Source organism: Microcoleus sp. S13_B4 (genome assembly GCF_036700885.1).
Lineage (GTDB): Bacteria > Cyanobacteriota > Cyanobacteriia > Cyanobacteriales > Microcoleaceae > Microcoleus.
This window is the reverse complement of sequence record NZ_JAUBPU010000023.1, coordinates 24984-48483: the sequence shown is the minus strand read 5'-3', so window position 1 is coordinate 48483 and position 23500 is coordinate 24984. Positions and strand designations below refer to the sequence as shown.

At 45.8% G+C, this 23500-nt stretch carries 12 protein-coding genes and 1 pseudogene; 3 read left to right on the top strand and 10 right to left on the bottom strand.

Features of this window, described 5'->3' with window-relative positions; translation table 11 throughout:
- Positions 1-144: 144 nt before the first annotated feature.
- Positions 145-4236: an amino acid adenylation domain-containing protein gene (locus QT994_RS14605; RefSeq protein ID WP_333175689.1), complete on the bottom strand. Its 4092-nt coding sequence runs from the start codon at positions 4234-4236 to the stop codon at positions 145-147.
- Between the two features lie 147 nt (positions 4237-4383).
- On the bottom strand, positions 4384-9192 hold the full coding sequence (locus QT994_RS14600) for an amino acid adenylation domain-containing protein (protein ID WP_333175687.1): 4809 nt from the start codon (positions 9190-9192) through the stop codon (positions 4384-4386).
- 115 nt (positions 9193-9307) lie between these two features.
- Between QT994_RS14600 and QT994_RS14595 the strand changes: the two genes are divergently transcribed.
- Positions 9308-10456, top strand: coding sequence for an alpha/beta hydrolase (locus QT994_RS14595; protein ID WP_333175685.1), 1149 nt, complete (start codon positions 9308-9310; stop codon positions 10454-10456).
- 341 nt (positions 10457-10797) lie between these two features.
- On the opposite strand, the gene QT994_RS14590 is transcribed toward QT994_RS14595, so the two are convergent.
- The 5 genes from QT994_RS14590 to QT994_RS14570 all read right to left on the bottom strand — a co-directional run bounded on the left by QT994_RS14590 (position 10798) and on the right by QT994_RS14570 (position 16664).
- Positions 10798-11895, bottom strand: coding sequence for a HAMP domain-containing sensor histidine kinase (locus QT994_RS14590; RefSeq protein ID WP_333175683.1), 1098 nt, complete (start codon positions 11893-11895; stop codon positions 10798-10800).
- Positions 11896-12252: 357 nt separating this feature from the next.
- The gene (locus QT994_RS14585; protein ID WP_333047687.1) at positions 12253-12525 is read right to left on the bottom strand and encodes a hypothetical protein; all 273 of its coding nucleotides are present in this window, start codon (positions 12523-12525) and stop codon (positions 12253-12255) included.
- 443 nt (positions 12526-12968) lie between these two features.
- Complete coding sequence (locus tag QT994_RS14580; RefSeq protein WP_333175681.1) at positions 12969-13187, bottom strand: hypothetical protein; 219 nt, start codon at positions 13185-13187, stop codon at positions 12969-12971.
- On the bottom strand, positions 13174-16509 hold the full coding sequence (locus QT994_RS14575) for an amino acid adenylation domain-containing protein (protein WP_333175679.1): 3336 nt from the start codon (positions 16507-16509) through the stop codon (positions 13174-13176). Before QT994_RS14575 ends, QT994_RS14580 begins: the two co-directional genes overlap by 14 nt.
- Positions 16458-16664 carry a hypothetical protein gene (locus QT994_RS14570; RefSeq protein WP_333175677.1) on the bottom strand — a complete coding sequence of 69 codons (207 nt, stop codon included), beginning with the start codon at positions 16662-16664 and terminating at the stop codon, positions 16458-16460. The genes QT994_RS14575 and QT994_RS14570 overlap by 52 nt, the downstream gene beginning before the upstream one ends.
- 383 nt (positions 16665-17047) lie before the next feature.
- On the opposite strand from QT994_RS14570, the gene QT994_RS14565 reads away from it, so the two are divergent.
- Positions 17048-18826 (top strand): EamA family transporter, encoded by a 1779-nt coding sequence (locus QT994_RS14565; protein WP_333175675.1) that lies wholly within the window; start codon positions 17048-17050, stop codon positions 18824-18826.
- Between the two features lie 107 nt (positions 18827-18933).
- Positions 18934-19494, top strand: a pseudogene (locus tag QT994_RS14560) (Uma2 family endonuclease).
- A 24-nt stretch (positions 19495-19518) separates the two neighbouring features.
- Here QT994_RS14560 and QT994_RS14555 read toward each other — a convergent pair.
- The 3 genes from QT994_RS14555 to QT994_RS14545 all read right to left on the bottom strand — a co-directional run bounded on the left by QT994_RS14555 (position 19519) and on the right by QT994_RS14545 (position 23067).
- On the bottom strand, positions 19519-21549 hold the full coding sequence (locus QT994_RS14555) for a bifunctional serine/threonine-protein kinase/formylglycine-generating enzyme family protein (RefSeq protein ID WP_333175673.1): 2031 nt from the start codon (positions 21547-21549) through the stop codon (positions 19519-19521).
- A gap of 478 nt (positions 21550-22027) precedes the next feature.
- Complete coding sequence (locus QT994_RS14550; protein ID WP_333175671.1) at positions 22028-22513, bottom strand: ester cyclase; 486 nt, start codon at positions 22511-22513, stop codon at positions 22028-22030.
- 386 nt (positions 22514-22899) lie between these two features.
- A complete protein-coding gene (locus QT994_RS14545; protein ID WP_333047694.1) occupies positions 22900-23067 on the bottom strand; it encodes a hypothetical protein in 168 nt (55 codons plus the stop codon).
- Positions 23068-23500: the final 433 nt, after the last annotated feature.

Sequence of the window (23500 nt, the reverse complement as noted above, 5' to 3'; positions counted from 1 at the left end):
GCCCTCATCTGCGGTTAAAGAAAGAGAATGCAAACCGCAGATGACAATGGATGGACGCTGATTCACGCAGATGAAGATCAGATTCAGGACTAATAGCGCTTTCGCACATCACACCCGGTTGTGGCACACCAGCACGCGGGCCACTCAATGACTTAATTCCTTCTCCCAGCAATGCTTTAGCTGTTGAGCCAGCACCTCGACGCAGGGCTTTCTCAGCATAGTAAGATGATTCCCAGGAACTCTAATCACCTCTACTTTTTCCGTCGTTAATTCACTCCAGCCAAGAGTCGGATCTTGATGACTCATGCTTAGCTGTTCCCTCGATCTAAACAGAGTAATTCGCTGCGGATAAATTTTCGGTACATAGCTGAGAGTTGCTTGACTGTTAGCCTGAAATACAGTAAACATTGAGGGAATTGCCAGCTCGCGCCAGCTCCGTTCTTTTGACTCCTGAGATAGGATGCTAACCATAACGGCCTGTTTCCAATTCCAGCGATGCAAAAAATTAGCTGCCAAATTAAGCATCTTATTTAATTTCGGAAATTTGGCAGCAATACCGCCACTTTGAACATTTTCCGCAGCAGCCACCAAGCGAAAATAATCTACTACAAAAGGCCAGATAGAGCGCGAAACAGTAGTCAGAATAAACTTGCAACCGTCCCAAAAAGAAGGTTTGTTAGCAGAAACCGGCGCTAAAGTATCCAGCACAGCAAGTAAAGCCACTTCATCCCCCGCTGCGAGCAACTGTTGAGCCATCTCAAAAGCAACCAAACCTCCAAAAGACCAGCCTCCTAAAAAATAAGGCCCTTTTGGTTGAACGGTACGCAAAGCTGCGATGTAGTCAGCCGCCATGTCTTCAATGCTAGTTAGCGGAGAACTTTCGCCGTCAATACCCTTTGGTTGCAGCCCGTAAAACGGTTGATTTTCTCCTAGCCCAAAGGCTAACTCGACATAAGGAAACACGACGCCAAAGATGGGATGGACGCAGAAGAACGGGGGATTTTTACCGCGAGGCTTAATTGCAACTAAAGGCGACCATTCCAGAGAATTTGTTTCTGAAGATAGCGAATCTGCTAAACCTTCAATTGTAGGATTTAAAAAAAGAGCAGACAGCGGCAACTCGCGCTGAAATTGCTGGTTAATCTCATTGATGAGGCGGATTGCCAGCAGGGAATCTCCACCCAAATCGAAGAAGTTATCGCCAATGCCAACGCACTCTGCGTTGAGAATTGTGACCCAAATTTGGGCGAGGGTTGACTCGGTTGGTGTACGAGGTGCAATGCAGCTTTTATCTATTGAATTGCTAGTTAGAGTTCCTGATGCAGGTAGGCGCAGGCGGTCAATTTTGCCATTAGGAGTTAGGGGCAAAAAATCCATTACCACAAAAGCGCTGGGAATCATGTAATTGGGCAGTTGTTGTTTGAGGAAATTGCGTATTTCCCCGGGATTAAGTGTCTGGTGATTGGGGACGACATAAGCAACTAGGCGTTTATTGCCAGACAAATCATCCGCAGCAACCGCCGCTGTTTCTTTGACTGCTGGATGCTGAACCAGCAGGGCTTCAATTTCTCCCAATTCTATTCTATAACCGCGAACTTTTACCTGTTCGTCAGTGCGGCCTAAAAACTCAATATTGCCGTCGGGAAAATAGCGAGCTAAGTCACCAGTTTTATAAATTCGTTCTCCTGCTTTCTGGCTAAACGGATTAGCAATAAATCGCTGGGCGGTTAATTCGGGGCGGTTCAGGTAGCCTCGCGCCAATCCGCTGCCGCCGATGTACAATTCACCGGGAATTCCAACGGGTACAGGCTGTAAATTTTTATCTAAAATATAGAGTTGAGTGTTAGCTATTGGGCGGCCGATGGGCGGTTTTTTGCGTGAAGCGAAGCTATCGGGCAGGGAATCGCCAATTTCGGCCAAACTTGACCAGACTGTCGCTTCTGTAGGGCCGTAAGCGTTAAAAAATCTGCGCCGGGAAGCCCAGCGTTTAACAATATCCGGGGAACAGGATTCGCCAGCACAGATGATTGTTTGCAGTGCGGGAAGTTCGGCGTTTGGAAGGACAGCTAGCAGCGAGGGCGGGAGGGTAGCGTGGGTAATAGCATTGTCCTGCAAAAATTGGATTAATGTTTGTCCGGGCAACAAAGATTCTTTCTTGGCACAGTAAAGTGTTGCTCCGGTTCCTAATGCCATGACAATCTCAAAGATTGAGGCATCAAAACTCAGGGATGCGAATTGCAAAATGCGGTGATTTGAGTTTAAGTTAAAAGCTTCTATTTGAGCTATGGCTAAGTTGTAAAGTCCCCGATGTTCGATTAGAACGCCTTTGGGTTTTCCGGTTGAACCAGATGTGTAAATGACGTAGGCTAGGTTTTTTGGTAGGATATTTGTAGTTGGGTTTTCTGGGCTTTGTCGGGCGATAATTTCTCTGTCGGAGTCCAAACACACTACTGAAAAAACTCCGTAATTTTCCGGCTGCGTCAAGTTTTTTGCTAAGTGCTGCTGAGTTACCAAAATCGACACCTGAGCATCTTCTAACATGAAGTTAAGGCGCTCTTGAGGATAAGTTGGATCTAAAGGCAGGTAGGCTGCGCCTGCTTTGATAATGCCTAGCAATCCGACGATCGCATCTAAGGAACGTTCTACACAAAGACCCACTAAAACTTCTGGTGCTGCTCCCAATTGCTGCAAGTAACGTGCAAGTTGGTTGGCTTGGCTGTTGAGTTGGCGGTAGGTTAACTGCTGGTTTTCAAAGACGGCGGCGACAGCATCGGGCGTTAGCGGAGCCCTCGAAGAGGATCGCGCGACTCGATCTTCAAATAGCTGATGGAAACACTGCTTTTGCGAATAATCTCTCTGAGTGTCATTCCAATCGATTAATAATTGCTGGTATTCTGGCGCTGTCAGCAAAGGCAAGTCGCTGAGGTGCTGTTTGGGATTGGCAACAATGGCTTCGAGCAGCGTTTGGAAATGTCCCGCCATGCGCGCAATTGTGCCGCTATCAAATAAATCTGTGCTGTAGACAAATTGCCCTTGAATACTTCCTGCATTTTCCCACAAGTGGCACTCTAAATCTAGCTTGGCGGTTCCCGCGTCAAAGTCGATCGCCTCGAAAGCGATTCCCGGCAATTCTAGCGCTGCTACAGGAGTGTTTTGCAGGCTGAAACTGTGTTGAAATAGGGGGTTGCGGCTCAACTCGCGATCGGGGTGCATTTCCTCAACCAACTTCTCGAAGGGCAAATCTTGGTGGGCGTAGGCTGCCATTGCGACGTTTTTTACCCGATGCAATAGTTCCCGAAAAGTTGGATTTCCTGATAAATCTGCACGCAGCACTAAACTGTTGACAAAAAAACCGATTAATGCTTCTAATTCGCTCAGGTTGCGATTGGCGATCGGCGTTCCTATTGTAATATCTACTTGTCCTGTATAGCGGTACAGCAAAGTTTGAAAGGCGGCTAGTAGAGTGATAAATAAAGTCGCGCTTTCTTGCTGGCTCAATGACTTTAGCGCCTCGCTCAAAGCAGGTGATAGTGTTATAAATTGTTTAGCGCCCCGGTAGGATGGAACGGCTGGTCTTTGCCTGTCTGTTGGTAGATTAAGAGTGGTAATTCCGTTTAACTGCTGCCGCCAATAAGCTAACTGGGTTTCTAATACTTCGCCCTGCAACCATTGGTGCTGCCACTCTGCAAAGTCGGCGTACTGCACGGGCAGTGCTGGTAAGTGCGAAATGCCATTTTTTACAAATGCTGTGTAGAGCGTTCCCAGCTCTCGAATTAGCACTCCAATCGACCAACCATCAGCCACAATATGATGTAAATTCAGCAACAATATATGTTCTGTTTCACTGAGTTGTAACAGCGTTACTTTGAATAACGGCCCAGCGGCTAAATCGAAAGGGCATTGGGCTGCATCGGTTGCGAGTTGGAGCGCTGCGGTTTGCTGCTGAGTTGGCGAGAGATTTTGTAAGTCAATTGTGGGGATAGATACGGTTAAAATGGGAGCAATAACTTGTACGAGTTCCCCTTCCAAAAGCGTAAATGTGGTGCGTAAACTTTCGTGCCGCTGCACAATTTCGTTGAAGGTTTGCTCTAAAGATCTGAAGTTGAGGGAACCTGTTAAGCGGAGCGCTGTTGAGACATTGTAGAAAGGATTACCCGGTGCTAATTGATTGAGGAACCAAAGCCGCTGCTGAGCAAACGATGCGGGGAATACAAAAACTTCTATTTCTTGCTGCATATTTATCGAAATTGCACCTGTTCAACAGCCATCATTTTTATTGACTTTCTAGATTATATCTCTTGCACTCATTCACAAACCCTCTTAAAATTATCTGCGTTAATCTGCGTTAATCTGCCTTATATCTGCGGTTGACCGCTCAAAAATTTATGCAATAGGTCTATTAAAAGATGATAGCTTCCGCCGCCGACTATCCCGCGAAATCGGCACTAAAGCTGGAGCTTCACTTTTAGCATTCTTATCTTTCAAACTCTCAACAATCTTAGATAATTCTGCAATTGTCGGCGCTTCAAAAACGCGGCGCAAAGGCAACTCTACCCCGAAAGCATCTCGCACTCTAGAAACAAGCTGAGTCGCCAGCAGCGAATGGCCTCCCAATTCAAAGAAATTGTCCCGGATACCCACTCGCTTTATCCCCAAAACCTCAGCCCAAATTTTCACTAAAACTTCCTCAATAGAAGTATGAGGCGCAACATAACCGCCAGCCCATTCTAACTTAATCGGCTCCGGTACAGGCAAAGCGAGGCGATCGACCTTTCCGTTAGCCGTCACCGGTAGCGACTCCAGCACCACAAAAGCCGACGGAACCATATATTCCGGCAGTTTTTCTGCTAGATAAGCCTGCAACTGCGGCACTAATTTCCGTGCTACTTTACCTTGTAAGGGATTGTTAGCATAAGAGCGCCAAGGACGCAAGTTATCGCTTCTGGTTTCTGGCACAAAATCTCTAGTTTCGCCCCGTGCAAACACTACATCGTAGCGCCCTTGACTGTCAGAATTAGACCAACTAATATTAACATTATACGGAACTTCCAAAGCATACCACGCTTCGGGATCGACTCCTAAATCCTCGACTTTTTCCACGGCTTTCTGCAACTGACCTGCTGTTGGAAATTTATCGACAACAGACAGCAACTCTGCCGCCTTAACTGCTGCCGTTACCCGCGCATTAGGCACATTAGCAATTCTTAAAACATCGAGTTGATTTTGCAATAATATTTCTTGCACATTGGTAACAGTCAGATTCTGATTTTCAGCCGACCAATCCAGCCGTTTCGATGCCCCCAACTCCCCTTGTGCCGGGGATTGGGGAGGATTTGTTTCCGACGTAATATGCAGAATAGCATTGTACCGAAAATCAGTTAACTCATTGTGATAACTACCGCGAATTAATTGCATCTCTACGCCCTCAATCTGCGGAAAGCGGTGCTTTAATGCGCTAAAAAAATCTGGTTCAATAACTAACTCTGTTTCTTGAAAAATTTGCATTTGTACTCGCTGCTGCAACTGTTCGCCAGCGAGAGAAGGTTCGGCTTGATACAGTTGTACCGAAGTGTGGAAAGCTGCCAGCAACGGCAAGCTGCGGACATCTCCGATGAATATAAAGCCGCCGGGAGCAGTTGCTTTCACCGCACCTTCTAGCACCTGCACGAGATAGTCGATATTCGGGAAATATTGCACGACAGAATTGAGAATCACCGCGTCAAAAGCTGCTGTCTCTACTCCTTCAAAGTCGGTCGCCATTTTCTGAAGCAGCGTTACATTAGCTAACTGTTGATTTGCCAAGTGCTGCTGAATATAGTTGAGCGAAATAGGTGAAAAGTCGGTGCCGCAATATTGAGTGCAGTGAGGCGCAATTTGGAACAGCAACAAACCTGTGCCGCAGCCAATTTCTAACACTCGGCTGGGCTGCAAAGCTAAAATTTGGGCGGCTTGATTGTTCGCCCAGTCGCGCACCTGTTCTGCTGGGATTGGCTGATTGGTATAACTGCTATTCCAGCCGACAATGTTAAAGGTTGGATCTGACTCAACAGCAGGTTGATTGTAAGTTTCATTGTAGAGCATTTGCCACTGCAAAACCTGTTCGTCCTGCAATTGCATTATTTGGTTTTTTTCGCGGGCAACGCTATATTCTGCATTCAGGGCAATATAAGCTACTAAACGTTTATCTCCCTGTCCATCTTCCGAAGCTATTGCTACAGTTTGCTGCACCGCCGGATGTTGAGTTAATAGTGTCTCGATTTCTCCTAATTCGATGCGGAAACCGCGAATTTTTACTTGTTCGTCAATGCGTCCCAAAAATTCCAGGTTGCGATCGCCTCTGTAGCGCACTAAGTCGCCGGTTTTGTAAATTCGCTCTCCTGAATTTGGTTTAAAAGGATTGACAATAAAGCGTTCTGCGGTTAAATCAGGGCGGTTGAGGTAGCCGCGAGCGAGTCCGTTTCCGCCGATGTACAATTCGCCAACAACTCCGATCGCCACTGGCTGCAAATATTTGTCTAATATGTAGATTTGAGTGTTAGCAATGGGGCGGCCAATTGTCGGGGCGATGTCTGTGTGCTCTGTTACAGGAATATAACCGGAAGTTGTGACGACGGTGTTCTCGGTTGGGCCGTAATTATTTACTAGCTTAAATGGATGGGATTTTAAAGGATGTTGTTGCAGTTTTTCGCCGCCTGCGAGCAAGATTCGCAACGCTGTTGTTTGAGGCCAATCTAATAGCAAAACTTTCTCGGCTAAAGGTGTTGGCAAAAAGCTAATTGTAATGGCGTTTGATACTAACCAGTTTTGCAGTTTTTCAGGATCTCGCCTCATGTCATCTTCTAGAAAGTAGATGCTAGCTCCCGCGGCGAGATAAGGCCATATTTCCCACCCGCAAGCATCAAAGCCGATCGCAGCAATTTGCGTTGCTCGATCGCCCGCTGACACCCCAAACTCTCTTTGATGCCAAAAAACGAGATTTAACAAGCTCCCGTGCTCAATTTCAACTCCTTTCGGCTTTCCCGTGGAGCCGGATGTGTAAATCGCGTAAACCCGATTTTCGGCTGTGGCGGCGCTGGTGGGATTGTCGGCGATTTCTTGGGAAATCATCTCCGAGTCTGTGTCTAAACAAACTATCTGTAAATGGGGCGAGCGCAAATTCTCTATCCATTGCTGCTGAGTTAACACAACAGATAATTGAGCATCTTTTACCATAAAGCTCGATCGCTCAGCAGGATAGCTCGGATCTAAAATTAGGTAAGCTCCTCCCGCTTTCAGGATAGCCAACATCCCCACGATCAGATCGAGCGATCGCCCGCAGCAAAGCCCGACTAAAACTTCCGCCCCAACCCCCATTTTATGCAAATAACGTGCTAGTTGGTTGCTGCGGATATTTAGCTCTCGATAGGTGACTCGCTCCTCTCCAAATACCAGCGCCACCGCATCCGGTGTCCGATCCGCCTGCATTTCAAATAGCTGATGGATGCACAAATCTTGCGGATAATCCGCCTGAGTATTGTTGCATTCAACTAACAAATGATCGCGCTCTTGGGCGCTCAAATATTGCAAGTTTGCTATGCGCTGTTCTGGATTTGTCACAATGCTTTCTAACAAGGCTTGGAAATGCCCGATCAGGCGGCTAATCGTAGCTTCATCAAATAAATCGGCGCTGTAAATAACCATGCCGCTGATGCCCTCTGAGCTATCAACCCACAGCTTATTGCTGGGCGATTGGTTGCTTCCCGAGCTGTTGGGCGATCGCTCCCACAAATGAAACTCCAAATCAAACCGCGCTGTACCCACATCTAACTGCTGCGGGCTGAGTGTTAATTCTGGCAATTCTAAGTGATTCCCCGGCGTGTTTTGCAGCGCAAACGCCACCTGAAATAAGGGATTTTGGTTCAACGCGCGATCGGGGTGCAGTTCTTCTACTAACTTCTCAAACGGCAAATCTTGGTGAGCGTAAGCTCCTAATGCTACCTCTTTGACTCGGTTTAATAGTTCCAGAAAAGTGGGATTTCCCGACAAATCTGTACGCAACACCAAACTGTTAACAAAAAAACCGATTAATGCTTCAATTTCACTGCGGTTGCGATTGGCGATCGGCGAACCTACAACAATATCTTCTTGCTGCGCGTAATGGTAAAGCAACGTTTTAAAAGCTGCCAGCATTGTCATAAACAGCGTCACTCCTTCGCGCTGGCTCAACGTTTCTAAAGCCTCGCTCAGTTGTTTTGGCAGTTGCAAAAATTGCCTTTTGCCTCGGTAACTTTGAATTGCTGGTCTGGGTCGATCCGCAGGCAAATTTAGCATAGAAATACCGTTTAACTGCTGCCGCCAGTAAGCAAGCTGCGTTTCTAAAACTTCCCCTTGCAGCCATTCGCGCTGCCATTTTGCAAAATCAGCATACTGGATCGACAAAGCCGGTAAAGGCGAAGGTTTTTCGCTAGCAAATGCCGTGTAAAGTGCACCTAACTCCTGGATTAGCACTCCGATCGACCAACCATCGGAGACAATGTGGTGCATATTCAGCATTAATAAATATTCGGTATCATCTAACTGCAATAATGTGACTCGCAGCAACAAGTCATTGGACAAATTGAAAGAGCGTTGAGCTTCCTGGGCAGTGAGCCTGTTTGCTTCAGTTTGTCGAGATTCCTTTGGCAAGTTTCGCAAGTCCACTACATTAATCGGGAGGTGGAAAGCGGCAGCTATTCTCTGAACAGCTTGGCCCGAAACTACTGCTAAAGTCGTGCGTAAAGCTTCGTGGCGGCGCACAATTTCATTGAAGGTTTGTTGCAGCGCTGCAAAATTGAGCGAACCTGTCAAACGCAATGCTGCGGGAACATTATAAAAAGGATTGTTCGGGACTAACTGGTCGAGAAACCACAAGCGCTGCTGTGCAAAGGAAAGCGGTAGATTTCCGTCCCGCCCCATAGGAACAATCGGTGTAGGAGTGAAACTAGAAGTACGATTAGCTGCTTTTAAAAATGAAATTATTTCGGTTTTTCTATGAGAAATTTCGGCGCGTAGTTCGGGTGTAATAATTCCTTCAGGAGCGTTGCAGCGCAAGCGAGATCCCTCAATAAAAATATTAATATCTAGACTGCGAAGGTAAGATAAAAACTCAACTAACTCCACCCTGACAGAATCTCTGGCATTTGGCGATGAACTCGATATTTTTGGCTCGGACATTTTGAGTTATCCTGTCATTACTTGGGCAAATCAATAAATTAAATTCCACCAGCGCACAAATTAAGAGCTTAACTTACCGCTTGCTTACTGTGGCCTAACCTGAGTATGATTCTGTGTGAATCCGCAACCCAACTTCTACCCAAGGTTTCAGCTTATGCCGTTCATGCCCTTCAATTTCCTGTTCCTATGGCTGGTGGGACTGCTGTCCGTCGGGGTACTTGGCGGAGGTATATACATTCTCTATGAATGGTACATCGGCGAACTTATAGGGATTTCCTACTTAGTCAGCGGAGTCTTGATGCTTCTTTGGTCTGTTGGCGGCCGCTTTATCAGTTTGCCGTTGTTCCGCCGCCCCGGTGCTGACGAACCCAAGCCGACGCGGACGGGTACGGTGCAGCGGGTAGAGAGGCCTGATGGCACTATTTTACAAGTAGAATTCTACGGCCCAGAGGACGGACAGCCGATTATCCTCTCCCACGGTTGGGGGCCGAACAGTATGGTTTGGTATTACGCAAAACGACAACTAACCGATCGCTTCCGAGTGATTGTTTGGGATCTTCCAGGTCTGGGAAAATCCACTCGACCAAAAAACAGCGACTACTCCCTAGAAAAATTTGCCCGCGATCTCGAAGCCGTAATTGCCATAGCAGGAACTAAACCTGTTATCCTACTCGGACACAGCATGGGCGGCATGATTGCTCTAACATTCAGTCGGCTTTTCCCAGAACTTCTCGGTAGTCGAGTAGCTGGTTTAATTCTGGTAGATACGACTTATACTAATCCTCTCAAAACCGCTATTTTTAGCGGTTTATTACGCGCTTTGCAGAAGCCGCTGCTCCAACCTATCCTCTATCTCACCATAGCTCTTGAACCCATTATGTGGGGAATGACTTGGCTGAGCTATCTCAATGGTTCACTGCACATCAGTGTAGAATTATCGGGATTTAAAGGCACTGAAACGCGCGGTCAATTAGAATTCTCAGCTTTCTTATCAGCCTTGGGTTCTCCCGGCGTTCTCGCTCGCGGCACACTGGGAATGCTCAAATTTGACGAAACAAAAACTTTGCCATCAATTGACATTCCTGTGTTGGTAATATGCGGCGATTCAGATATCGCCACTACCCCCCCAGCTAGCCTGCGAATGAAAGCAGAATTACCTCAAGCAGAGCTAGTTACTATACAGAAAGGAGGACACATGGCATTAATGGAGCATAACCAGCAGTTTGCAGATGCTGTCAGGGCATTCTGCACTGAAATTTCGTGACTAAAAATGTGAGTTAAAATCCTGTAGGTTCAGTTAAAACTGTTTATTCCTCGGAGATCCCCCTGGCATCCCCCTTAAGAAGACCCACTTTGAGCAAGTTCTTGTCCCCCCCTCTTTTTAAGGGGGGCGCCAGGGAGATCGAACTTAACTGAACGGTATTGAGATATATCGCTGATTTGTCAATTCCGAAAGGCGTTGTTTCGCACGACAGACGGCTTAAAAATAGCAGGTGTAGAGCGATCGCCTTTGCTGAATCGCTTCCTCTCTGGGTCAGATCAAAATGTGGACTGTGGATTCATTATTTTATAACCTATTTTTATTCTTAGTCTTAATGTCGCCAACTAAACAAGAACTTTAGGTAAGTTGATAATAAAGCTTGTCCCCTTGCCCTCTGCACTTTCAACCGCAAGTGTCCCTTGATGCGCTTCAGTAATACTCTTTGCTAAAAATAATCCTAATCCCCAGCCGGTTTGCTCCTCGGCAGAAATGGTTCGACGAAATTGTTGAAATAGGATGGATTGAGCGTCTAGGGCGATCGGATCACCTTCATTATGGATAGTAAGGCTGATCTGCGTTTCTGTTTGCTGGAGTGTCAGTGTAATCGGCGTACTAGGCGCACCATATTTCACAGCGTTAATTGCTAAATTTTCAATCACCCGCCGTATTTCTTTACGACTGCAAAAAGCCCAGATCTCAGAATCAGAGACCACAACAAACCGCTCTCCATACGCGAAGCTCAAATCTTCTACAACCTCTTGGACTAGCATCACAAAATCGCAGTCATCAAATTCAATCTTTAAGCTCTGCCCTGCCCGCAGGCGACTCGCATCAAGCAGATTTTGAATCATCGAATCCAGCCGATTGATCGCACTGAGCATCCTCGCCGCCACATCCATATGGCTGTCTCCTCGTTCAAGCCGCCGCAGAGTTAGTTGAGTTCCCATTTTTACGACATTGATGGGATTTCTGAGGTCGTGAGTTAGCGTCACCATAAATAGTTCTTGAATATCTCGCAGCGTTTCGGAGAATTGAGTGGCCGCGTCATTAACTGCTTGCTCAATGGAGCCGATAATAATGTCTCGATCCTCCACTCCTAAAGGTGCTTCTTCTTCTAAAACTTGAAATATTACTTGACGGAGGAGGTGATACTCGAAAATGAGTTGAGTCATGGAGTAGTCAGCATACCCCGCCCGTTCATGCCCGTGCAGCTTGCCAATCCGAGTGCTTTCTACCTCGTCGGCTGTGATGCGGGCAGGTGTCCTGACAATTCTGTTTGAGAGTTCATCTACCAGTTGGTTTAAGTACAGAGGTAGGGAATCTTGCAAGACAAGAGAATTTTGGTGCGTTGATGCATCGACTTGATCACGCGCCCGCTTCTCCCACATCCCCATAATTTTTTCAGAATTTTGTTTAAGACGGTCAGACGCTTGGTTGGACATCGTTTCGGATTTTCGGGATGACTCGCTGTTGAGAGAGCATTATACAGCACTTTTCAGATAAGGGAGGTACACAGAAGCCGAGTTTCCGCAAGAAACTCGGCTTCTGGGGGGTAGTTTATAAAGGTGAGATCTGCGGTAATTACTGAATTAAACCGCCAATGGTATTAATACTCATGGCAACAATTGCGGTATTAAAGAGAAAGGAGAGAATGCTATGGAGTCAAGCTAATCTCCTCAGCGAGCGCGAGGTCATCTGTAGATCTGAAAGTTCACTCATCATGCCAATAACAAAAGAAAAGTTGGCGTAGATTGTTGAGGTAAAATCATGGTGGTTCCGATTTGTTTATGCTCACTTCCTTATAAAAGTTTCGAGGCAATCAGACCGACAAGCACAATCAGACCTAATGCTCTACGAAAGTAATTTACGCCTTGAAATAATTCTTCCCAAGCCCAAGTAAACAAAGAACCAAAAGCTACTAGATCCAGCGCTAAATTAATTTGCCCTGTTGTAACAATGAGCTTTAATAAACTAGCTACAATCCCGACACTCAGTGGTAGATTTGGCGGCTGAGCTATAACAATATTGCCTTCGCTGTCCCGGAATGTGCGATCGAACAATGTATTTTCCATGAGTTTCTGCTCTAACTGTAATAAAAGGTATGAATTGACTTCAATGAATTACACAAATTTTTCTTGATAACAACGAATCCGAGCCATTATCAGATTATTGCCAAGAAAAAACAGTGATGACCACCACATGAGCGTAGAATTTATCTACCAGTTTTTATCACATCTCTGCCAGCCATTCCCAGCATCAGCATCCCCGAATTAGAGGGAACTTGCATTAAGGAAGCTTTTGGTAGAGGATAGCTCATGTTTTTATTAGGATCATTCCACTTTTATGAGTGTTTTTATCATTGATGTTCAGTGGTTAGCCTGTTCTTTGATAGTAAAATTTAAAAATTTAGAGAACATCTATCGCTGGGAACAGTTTAAATTAGAATGTTATCTATAATTCAATACGGTTGAGTTAAGGCTGTTTATCTTTTTTTAGCATAAGCGATGCTAAATCTTTACTCCATCAGGGTTTGAGGAGGGTTGTCATCCGGGAGCATCTCATATTTGTAAAAACACTTCTTCTGGCTCCTTCCTTCTTCCTCTTTCGTCCTGCCTCCTGCCTCAAAACTCCAATTTCTAGCTTGGCTGCAAAAGTGAGATGCTCCCGGACGCCAATTCCACCAAACAATCAAAATCCTCCCGCAATTATGTAGTAAAGCCTTAAAATTCCACATCTTCTCGCTCATTTTCGTCTGTTCTAGGAGTATCCAAACCAGTCGCGGCCCAGCGCATTGTTTCAATGTATTTTGCCAGACTCGCCACAGTCGGAGCCTCAAACAAATTGCTGACGGGTAACTCGACTTGCAAAGCGTCTCGGATGCGAGAAATTAACTGAGTTGCTAGCAGGGAATGCCCGCCTAGTTCAAAGAAATTATCGTATATACTAACCTGCTGTTTTCCCAAAACCTTAGCCCAAATTTTCCCGATCGCATTTTCGAGATCAGTCCGAGGCGCTACATAATTTTCTGTTAGATCCTCGCTGTCTGTATCTATATCAGGCAAGGCGCGGCGGTCTACTTTGCCATTAGGCGTCAGTGGCATATTCTCCAACACTGCATAACTTGCAGGAACCATATATCCTGGTAACTTTTCTTTCAAAAATTGGCGCAACTCACTTGATTTTAGATTGGAAATTTCTAATTTCTCATTAATGCCGTCAGGAATAACATAAGCTACCAAATGTTTATCGCCTGGGATGTCTTCCCTCACAATTACTACTGCTTCGCGCACTTGTGGATGCTGGCACAAAGCCGCTTCGATTTCTCCCAATTCGATGCGGTAGCCGCGAATTTTTACTTGGTCGTCAATGCGGCCTAAAAACTCGATGTTGCCGTCAACTAAATAGCGACCTAAATCACCTGTTTTATAAAGCCTAGAACCAGATTTATTGCTAAAAGGGTTAGGAATGAATGCAGCAGCAGTTAAATCAGGCTGGTTGAGGTAGCCTTTCGCCAATCCGTCACCGCCGACGTACAATTGACCTATAACACCGATCGCCACGGGCTGCAAATCCGCATCAAGGAGATAAATTTGCGTGTTGGCGATCGGGCGGCCGATGGGGATAGATGTTGCGGTTTCGGGTACGTCTTGCACGCAATAATAGGCGGAAAAGGTGGTATTTTCTGTCGGCCCGTAAACGTGAATTAATTGAGTGCTTGGGTTTTGTTTGAGAACTTTTTTAACCCATCTCATATCGACCGCTTCTCCGCCAAACAGTAAGCAGCGCAGCGAATTAAAAGCTTGCGGTAAAACTCTAGCAATTTGTTGAAATAAGGCCGTTGTTAAAAACAAAACTGTGATGCCTTGTTGGCGCAGTTCTAAGGCTAAATCGTGAGGCGAAAGGGCAATATTTGTGCTAATTCCCAGGAGTTGAGCGCCGTTAAGCAAGGCTCCCCAAATCTCGAATGTGGCTGCATCGAATGAAGCGTTTGATGCTTGGGCAATTTTATCGGTAGGTTCTATTTTTATATAATTGGTGTTGAGTACCAACCGATTTACTGCTTTGTGGGTGACAGCAACTCCCTTGGGTTTTCCTGTGGAGCCAGATGTGTAAATAACGTAAGCTAGGTTGTCTGCTGTTGCGGTGTTGGCGGGATTTTCGGCGCTTTCTTTGGCTATGTGTTCCCAATCGCGATCGAAGTAAATCACCGAGTTTGAGAAGTCTCGGAAATTCCCAATCAATTTATCCTGAATTAGCAAGACTTTAACTTGAGCATCTTCCAGCATCAAGTTTAGCCGATCGCGCGGATAGCTCGGATCTAACGGTAGATAGACTCCTCCCGCCTTTAGTATAGCCAACATCCCGACAATTAGGTCGATCGATCGCTCAGCACAAAGCCCCACTAAAACCTCCGCCCCCACGCCCAGTTTTTGTAGGTAGCGCGCCAGTTTGTTGCTGCGACTGTTGAGTTCTCTGTAAGTCAGGTGCTGGCTGTCGAAAGTTAGGGCGACATCCTCCAGATGCTGCCGGGCTCGCTCTTCAAATAACTGATGAATGCACTTATTTTGAGGATAATCTGTCCGAGTATCGTTCCATTCTCTGAATAATTGATTCACTTCATCCTCGCTCAATAAAGGTAAGTTAGCGATTCTTTGTTCTGGATTAGCAACAATGCTTTCCAGCAGCGTTTTAAAATGCCTCAGCATTCGGGCGATCGTAACTTCATCAAATAAATCTGTATTGTACACAGCTACGCCTCTAAGCCCTTCCGAATCTTCCCACTGTTCGCCGTATCTGCTCCTAAACTTATCCGAAGCTTCCCACAAATGCAGCTCTAAATCAAAGCGCGTTGTTTGAGTCTCCAAATGGAAAGAACTCAACTTTAATTCTGGCAATTCTAGCTCGTCCACAGGCCCATTTTGCAGCCCGAATACCACCTGAAACAAGGGGTGGCGATTCAGCGATCGCTCTGGGTGCAATTCCTCGACGAGCTTCTCAAAAGGCAAATCTTGGTGAGCGTAAGCTCCCAGGGTTACTTCCCGCACCCGGCCCAAAAAATCTCGAAATGTCGGGTTTCCCGAGCAGTCTGTTCGCAGCACTAAAGTATTGACAAAAAAACCGATTAATGCTTCTATTTCGCTCAAGTTGCGATTGGCGATCGGCGAACCTACCACAATATCTTCTTGTTGCGAGTAACGGTAAAGCAAAGTTTGAAATGCTGCAAGCACTGTCATAAATAAAGTCGCTCCTTCTCGCTGCGAGAGCGCTAAAAGTGCGTCCTTCAGCTTTTTCGGCAGTTCTAAATATTGAGTTTTTCCCCGATAATTTTGCCTAGCTGGTGCAGGGCGATCAGTGGGCAAATTTAACACAGAAATTCCGTGTAATTGCTGCCGCCAGTATGCTAGCTGAGTTTCTAATACTTCACCTTGCAGCCATTCGCGCTGCCACTCTGCAAAGTCGGCATATTGAAGTGATAATTCTGGCAGGGGAGATGGCTGTTGATTTATCAAAGCTGTATAGATAGCTTCTATTTCTCGAATTAGCACGCCTATCGACCAATCATCGGAGGCTATATGGTGCATATTTATCAATAGAATATGCTCGGTCTCCGTCAGCCGCAGGATGGTGATTCGCATCAGCGGCCCGGTGGATAAATTGAAAGGGCGAAGAGATTCTGCGGCGGAGAGTTTCTTTGCTTCTGTGTGCCGTTGTTCTGGCGACAAATGTTGCAGTTCTAATAGTGTTAAATTAGTCTTGAAAGCGACCGAGATTATCTGCACTGGTTGACCTGATACCGCAGCAAAAGTGGTTCGCAAAGTTTCGTGCCGCTGCACTATTTCGTTGAAGGTTTGCTCTAAGGCTGGTAAGTTGAGGGAGCCAGTTAAGCGCAGTGCTGTTACTACATTATAGAAAGGGTTTTGCGGTGCGAATTGGTCGAGAAACCACAAGCGCTGCTGGGCAAATGATGCCGGAAAGACACACACCTCCGCATCCTCCGAAATATTCAGGCTTTGTCGATCGCTTGTAAAGGAATTGTCATAAATTTCGGATGCCATATCTGTTGCTCTTCGAGGATGGGATGTGTTAATTTTTGGATGGCGCGGGGTTGGTTTTTGAGGGGGCGATCGCCTCTTAAAACTTTCGCGAGCAAAAGATCGGAACTGTTAAAATCATAAATCTGGGTGCGGGAGTGCGGGAGAAAGGCGGGCAAAAGAAACCGGATTTCTGCCTGTAGGATCAAGTTATCCGTTAAGGGGCTAGGAGTGCCACCCCCCAATTAAATTTAGTCGCCCAACGCACTCTTAGGCTTGTGATTCGGGTGCAATCGGCCAAGTTAGATGCGAGAATTACCGGGAGCAATCCGTGGAGAGGTCAAGCTGTAGTATGATTTCTTATTGCACAAAGTGTTCTTGGGGGGATTAAGAGCGGGATAGCTTTGCTTCACGCAATTTTCTCACATTTCTAGCTTAGCGACTACTATTGATTAAACAGTGTTCGCAATCTTTTAGATCCACTCACTATAACTTGCGACCTGATGCAGGCAAAATACTTAAGAACACTGAACGTGCAGTTTAAATTAGAGGTTATAGGCTAATGGCGCAGCGGAACGTATACTCGTCAAAGGGCGAGCCAGAGGATGCACAATCAGCAGAAGAAGTCCTCCACTCAGTAATGCAAGAACTGGACGCTTTGCATGAAAATGTCAAAGGCCAGTTAAATCAAGACATTACTCGGCTGCAAACTGAAAAAAATCACCTGATTGAGGATATTGAAGACCTCCGGGAGCAATATCGCAAATTGCAGTCTCAGCAAATGGAATCTCTGTCGGGGCGATACATTCAGCAGCAGCAATTGTGGCTGAAGCAGTTGGCTCAAGTTTTGGCTCACAATTTGCAGGATTTGTTGGTGCAGCGGTTCAACGAACTCAGCGCTAACTCGGGAAATTCTCTTAGCAGCCCTATTCCCAGCGGCGAGTTCCCGATACCCCTGCCGCCGAGCAACTACGACGAACGGGCTTCGCAGTTGCTGGCGGCGCTGGATGAAAGGATCGATCGCAGTTTCCAGATGCTGGAACAAGATTTGAGCAGCTATGAAAGCGAGCTTTCCGTGCGGCTCAACAATATGAAAACCCTGGAACTGCAAGGGGAAGAGCTGTTACAAAATCTCGTAAACCGCATCAGGGAAGAACTCGAATCAGAAGAAGAATATCTGGAGAATCCTTTCGATGCTCAAGATTCCTATGTCGAGGAATCAACTAATTCTGTTAATTCTGTTCGCCCGCAATTTCTCCAGCCAACACCTGTGCAAACGCCGCGGGAACCCCTACCACAGCCTTCTTCAGCGCCACCGACGGCACCCGCTAAAGTAGCTTCTCAAGTGCAGACAGGTTTGGTGCTGGCTTTGTCTTCGGCGGTGGTATTGTCGCTGTTTAATGTTTGTTTAAGAATTCTGATTAAAGGCAGACATCCTCGGATGGTTTTTGGGTTGTTTGAATTTCCGGGGGTGGTAACTCCAGGTTTTGGAAATTCTTTGTTGATTTTGTTGATGCGGCTGATCGTGGTGATGGCTTTGATGCCGATATTGGCGACATTTCTGTATCCTTCTGTATGGAAAGATATTAGACGGTTGTTCGAGTCGGGCGATCGAGCTTTGTGGGGCAAGGTTTTAGGAAGCGCATTTTTTCTGTTTTTATCTCAGGTTTTGATTTATTTGGCGATCGGCAATATTCCGGCGGGGATTGCGATTACGATTTTCTTTATTTATCCGATCGTCACTGTACTAGGTTCTTGGATATTGTTTGGCTCTCGCCCCAGCACAGTCGGCTTTTGGGCAATGTTGGGAATTACCGCAGGCCTAATTTTGGCTGGGTCGCCGAGTTTTGCTGCCCCTGCTCGGAGCGGCGGCAATGTCGGGGTGGGAGTCATGGCCGCACTGGCTTCTGGGATTACCTTTGCAGGTTACGTATTGCTGACACAAATGGCTGCGGGCAAGCTACACCCAATTCCTTTTAGTTTAGTTAATTTTGCCGCGATTTTTGTATTTTCGGCCCTGAGTTTGTGGGTGCCACTGTCGGACAATTTTGCTCCTAACATCGATCAAAATGTTTGGCCCGGTTTGATTGTGGGAGGCGTTGTTTTAGGGGTGCTGACGCTGTTTAGCTATCTTTTGAATAATTTTGCCATCCGCTTTGCGGGGGCAGCCTTAGCGTCAGTTATTGGCACTTTGGGGCCGGCGATGACGGGACTTTTTGCGTTCATAATTATCAATGAGAAGTTGCAGCCTGTGGCAATTCTGGGCATGGCTGTGGTGACGTTGAGCGTAGCTGCTATGAGTGTGGAACGCATAATGGCTCCTCAGAAGAAGGCTGGTTGAGGCAAGAATTTGTCCTTCATAATAGATACCAGAACCCCGACTTTTAAACAGTCGGGGTTCTGATATCTATCCCATTTAAAATCTAAAATCTAAAATCGACTTGACCTATGACTACAGTCATTAAAATATCGCCCAACTTAGACGAGTTCCTAAAACTTCCAGAAACGGAGCCAGCTTCAGAATATCTCAACGCAGAAATTATTCAAAAACCCATACCTTCAGGTGAACATAGCAGATTGTAGGGTAAGCTTTGCAATGTCATCAACCAAATAGTCGAAACACCAAAAATTGCTTATGCTTTTCCAGAATTGCGTTGCACTTTTGGCGGTGCATCACTCGTCCCAGATGTAGCAGTATTCCGGTGGGAAAGAATTCCCTTTCTACCATCTGGTAGAATTGCTAACCGTTTTGAAATTTATCCAGACTGGGCGATTGAAATTCTTTCTCCCGAACAAAGCCAAACTAAAGTGCTGGCTAAATTACTTGCTTGTTCGCAACAAGGTACTGAATTGGGGTGGTTAATGATTCCAGAAGAAGAAATTATTTTAGCAGTATTTCCCGGGCAAAGAGTGGAAGTGTACGAAGGTGCAAGTGATTTACCAATACTTAATGGAATTGAGTTAGAATTGACAGTTGAAACTGTTTTTGGCTGGTTAAGTTTTAGTTAAGCTAAAAAGGCGTGACAGCCATTCTTAAACAACCGAAACAACCACTCGAAAACCCACAATACTAGCCTTGCAATCCGGCTGATATCTGAGGCGGCACGCGCTGCGACAATTCGGAGGATGATCGTTCCAAGAACCCCCCCGCAACAACCTCAGCGAAGAGTCCCCGTCAGATTCCCAAACGCTACCATCAGCAGGCGCACCGTTATAATTATTGTGCCAAGAATCCGCGCACCATTCCCAAACATTACCGTGGAAATCGTACAATCCAAAAGCATTAGGTTTAAAACTGCCAACATCTGTCGTTTGAAAGCGATAAACTCCCTTCGGCGCATCAGCGTAATTAGAATTTCCGTTGTAATTGGCTAACTCACTGGTAATCGTTTCCCCAAAGTGAAACGGCCCCGTAGTTTGCCCCCGGCAAGCATATTCCCATTGGGCTTCGCTAGGCAAGCGATAATTCTTACCCGTTTTGCGAGAAAGTCGATCGCAAAACTCCACCGCCTCGTACCAAGATACATTTTCTACAGGTCGATTTGCACCTTTAAAACGAGCAGCATCGGGATTGAGAAATATTTTAATTTCTGGCAGCGCTGCAACTGCTGTCCACTGGGCCTGAGTGACTGGAAATTTGCTAATATAGAAAGATCTTAAAGTTACTGGGTGCTGCGGTTTTTCGTCGCTGTCACCCCGCTGCTTTGGAGAACCCATGAGGAAAGTACCGCCGGCAACAAATACCATTTCCAGCACTGTACTGCTACCAAGATGTTCTTCAAAAAAACGCGCTTTGCCGCTGTTAAGATTAGTTTGCTTCCCGCGCTTGTCTACTGTCACCACCTGAAACTCAAAAGTGCTTTTGACAGCGGCAGTTCTCTGCGATGACTTGTTCGGAAGGGGATTGGGGTTGGATTTCACCCTGGGATTAACAGAGATATGGCTATTGATTGGCCCGCTGTGATTGAGCGGAGTATTAATAGCAAGTGACCCTCCCTTTGTCACAACAGAATTTAAAGCAAGTGGGCCTCCCTTGGTCACAGCAGAATTTAAAGCAAGTTGTCCTCCCTTGACAAAAGGGGGTTGGGGAGGTAAAGAATAGAGATTTAAAGCTTTGATTACTTCATCAGCAGATTGATATCTATTTTTGAGATAATCTTCAATTAACTTATCTAAAATTTTTGTCAACTCGCTGCTGACTTTTGTGCCGACTGGCAACCGTTCTCTCCAAATCCAGTCGCCGTTTATCGGGTCATAAAGGTCATCGGAACCGTCAAGTTTTGGCAAACATTGAGTTAGCAGTCTTACGCAAGTTATTCCCAAACTGTACAAATCGCTTCCGGGGAAAACTTGACCGCGCATTTGTTCTATTGGCGAATATCCGGGCGTTCCTACCGTCGTGCCTACTTTGCTCATCAGCGAGCCCGTCACTTGTTTGGAAATGCCAAAATCTATCAAAACTAACTCTCCGCGCCCTCCTCTTCGGAAAGCTGAATTGCGAAAATTTCCCGCCTTTGGCAGGGATGAGCTAACAGAGGTGCGGCGACGCATGATATTCTCAAGCTTGATGTCTCGGTGAATGACATTGCGATCGTGCACAAATTTCAAAATCGGCAGTACATCTGCGAGTAACTGCCAAATTTTTTCTTCGCTAAAAACACCCTGCTGAGTTAATTCTGCTAGTAAAGTTTGCCCCTCAATCAACTCTTGTACTAAATAAAGTCGCTTGTCTTGCTCAAAATAAGCAATTAATCGAGGAATTTGGGGATGTTCGCCGAGTTCGTAAAGTCGTTTTGCTTCTGCTTTAAACAATTCTGTGGCTTTTTCAAGTGCGGAGGTTCCTTGAAATTGGGGTACAAACTGCTTGATTACGCAGGGATCGTCCATGCGATCGGTATCTACCGCTTCATAAGTTCTGCCAAATCCCCCTTCCCCCAACAGTCTAATCACGCGGTAGCGGTTTCTGAATAGAGGCGTGAGGTCGGACTTGCCGCAACTTTGACAGAATTTAGAGTTGTCGGGATTGAAAGGATGGGAACACCTTGGATTAGAACAGTAGAACATATCTGGGAAGAAATGATCTGGTTAAGGTTATGATATATCTTTTTGGTTCCCTCATGGAGCAGTAAAAATTTGCAAGCTGTTCTACATTTAAATTTAAGCTTTCAGGCGGGCAATATCTTAAGCTTTGTCGAGGCGGGATCTCCTGCCACCTGAGAAGAGTTATAAGAAATCGATTTGAAAATAAAAAATAGTAGCCCGATCGACATCCGTAGCATTTAGTATTAAATCAAACACTCTAGAATTATCGGCCTAATGTTGTGAAGCCGACATCGACATATCGCTCCACAGGTAATTTTGAAGTATTGGGTATTGCGATCGCTCTTCGGCGCGTTTGGGCTAACCGGACGGCGACAGCCATTGCAACTCCACAGATAATTCATCCTTTGTTCCGGTGAGGGTGCAATGTGTTATGCGGCGAGATCGACGTAACTGTTACCATGACTTGTTGTGCCACTGTCAACTACAAGCTCTGACAATCTTATTTATGGGCGGATTTTTTCAACAGTTTGGACGCAGCACCTCTCAAAATGTGCGGTAGTAACTTTGGGCCCGGCAAGAACACAATCCCTAACTGCTGCATTAATCCAAGTCCATCGCCTTGCCCCCAATGCTCCGCGATTTTGCCGTTCTCGACTCGATCGATGTGCATAATCGCCAAGCTGATTTGTTTGTCCGTTGGCGGAAGACCCTGAAATTCTCCGAGGTGTTTTGCTGTGAACGTTCCGCACGTCACCACTGTATTGTCTGCAACCACGACCTCCTCAAAAACGTGTTGACCCTGACTAAAAGCTAGATAAAACGACATCCCGAACTGCTTGAACCCCTCCCCGTCCAATGGCTTTGGCATTCCCGCCATGTGAGCAATAAAATTCGGCGCTAGAAGCTCTAAGGCTTGTTCCATTTTGCGATCGTCGAACGCTTTGTAGAACTGGAGAACGATTGCTTTGTTTTGGTCAGTCAGCATACATAATTTTGTTTTGAACTAAATTGTAACGCGACTTACGATCGTGCGATCGCCCCATCAAAGCTGGCACTCTTCGCAGAACAATAAAGCTAGAAACTAAAAGAGCGATCGTACTGAATTGAAGAACGATGGAAGGCTATATTCTCATTTTCCAACAGTATTTCAATCGCTTCACGTAGGTTTGCTTGTAGCTCGTCTAAAGTTTCTCCTTGAGAATGCGCTCTCTTAGAAACCTGTAATATAGGCTACATAATATAAAGCAGTGTCAGCATTTTTCTAAACCAGCGCAGTGAAGATTATCATAAATTTAAACTCAAACAGCTTGACTTTTAAGCAAAATCCCATAAAATTAATTTTAGCCTATCTATCAAGCGCTCTAAGTAAAATTACTTAAAAACACCATCCATGACACCACCTAGAGATGCCCCAACGTTAGATCCAATAGGGATACCCAAAAGTCTAGCATTTGGATGTTTCGCACTCAGGTAATCAGCAGCGTGTAAACCATTTTCATCAACTTTAGAGCCGCCTGTTTCTATATCAAGGATCACCATTTTGCCAAGATTATCTTCTAATTCAATTTTTGGGAGATGCTGCTCTCATACAAATGTTTTGCACGACGCAAATGCTCGCGCCCGGTCGCAGTGCTGCAAATATGTTGTAGTAAGATGTATAATCCTAAGTTGGAATAATTCATGCTGAAACAGGTAAGCTACTGGGATGTAAAAAACATGAGTTATGAAAACTTTAAGCATCTGTGCGGAGTACAGCGAGAGACCTTTAAACAGATGATTGAGGTAGTGCGATCGGATAATTTATGTGGATGCGCCTTCTTGCTTGTCCAACTCCACCGGAAGTATGATAGTTAAACATCAAACCATCCTGCACTTGAGTATTGAATAAGCGGAGAAAATATTGCCACTTGCTAATAAGCTGATTCCCTGCTCCTTTAATTTTTCCCTACAGGCGATCGAACATCGCTGTCTC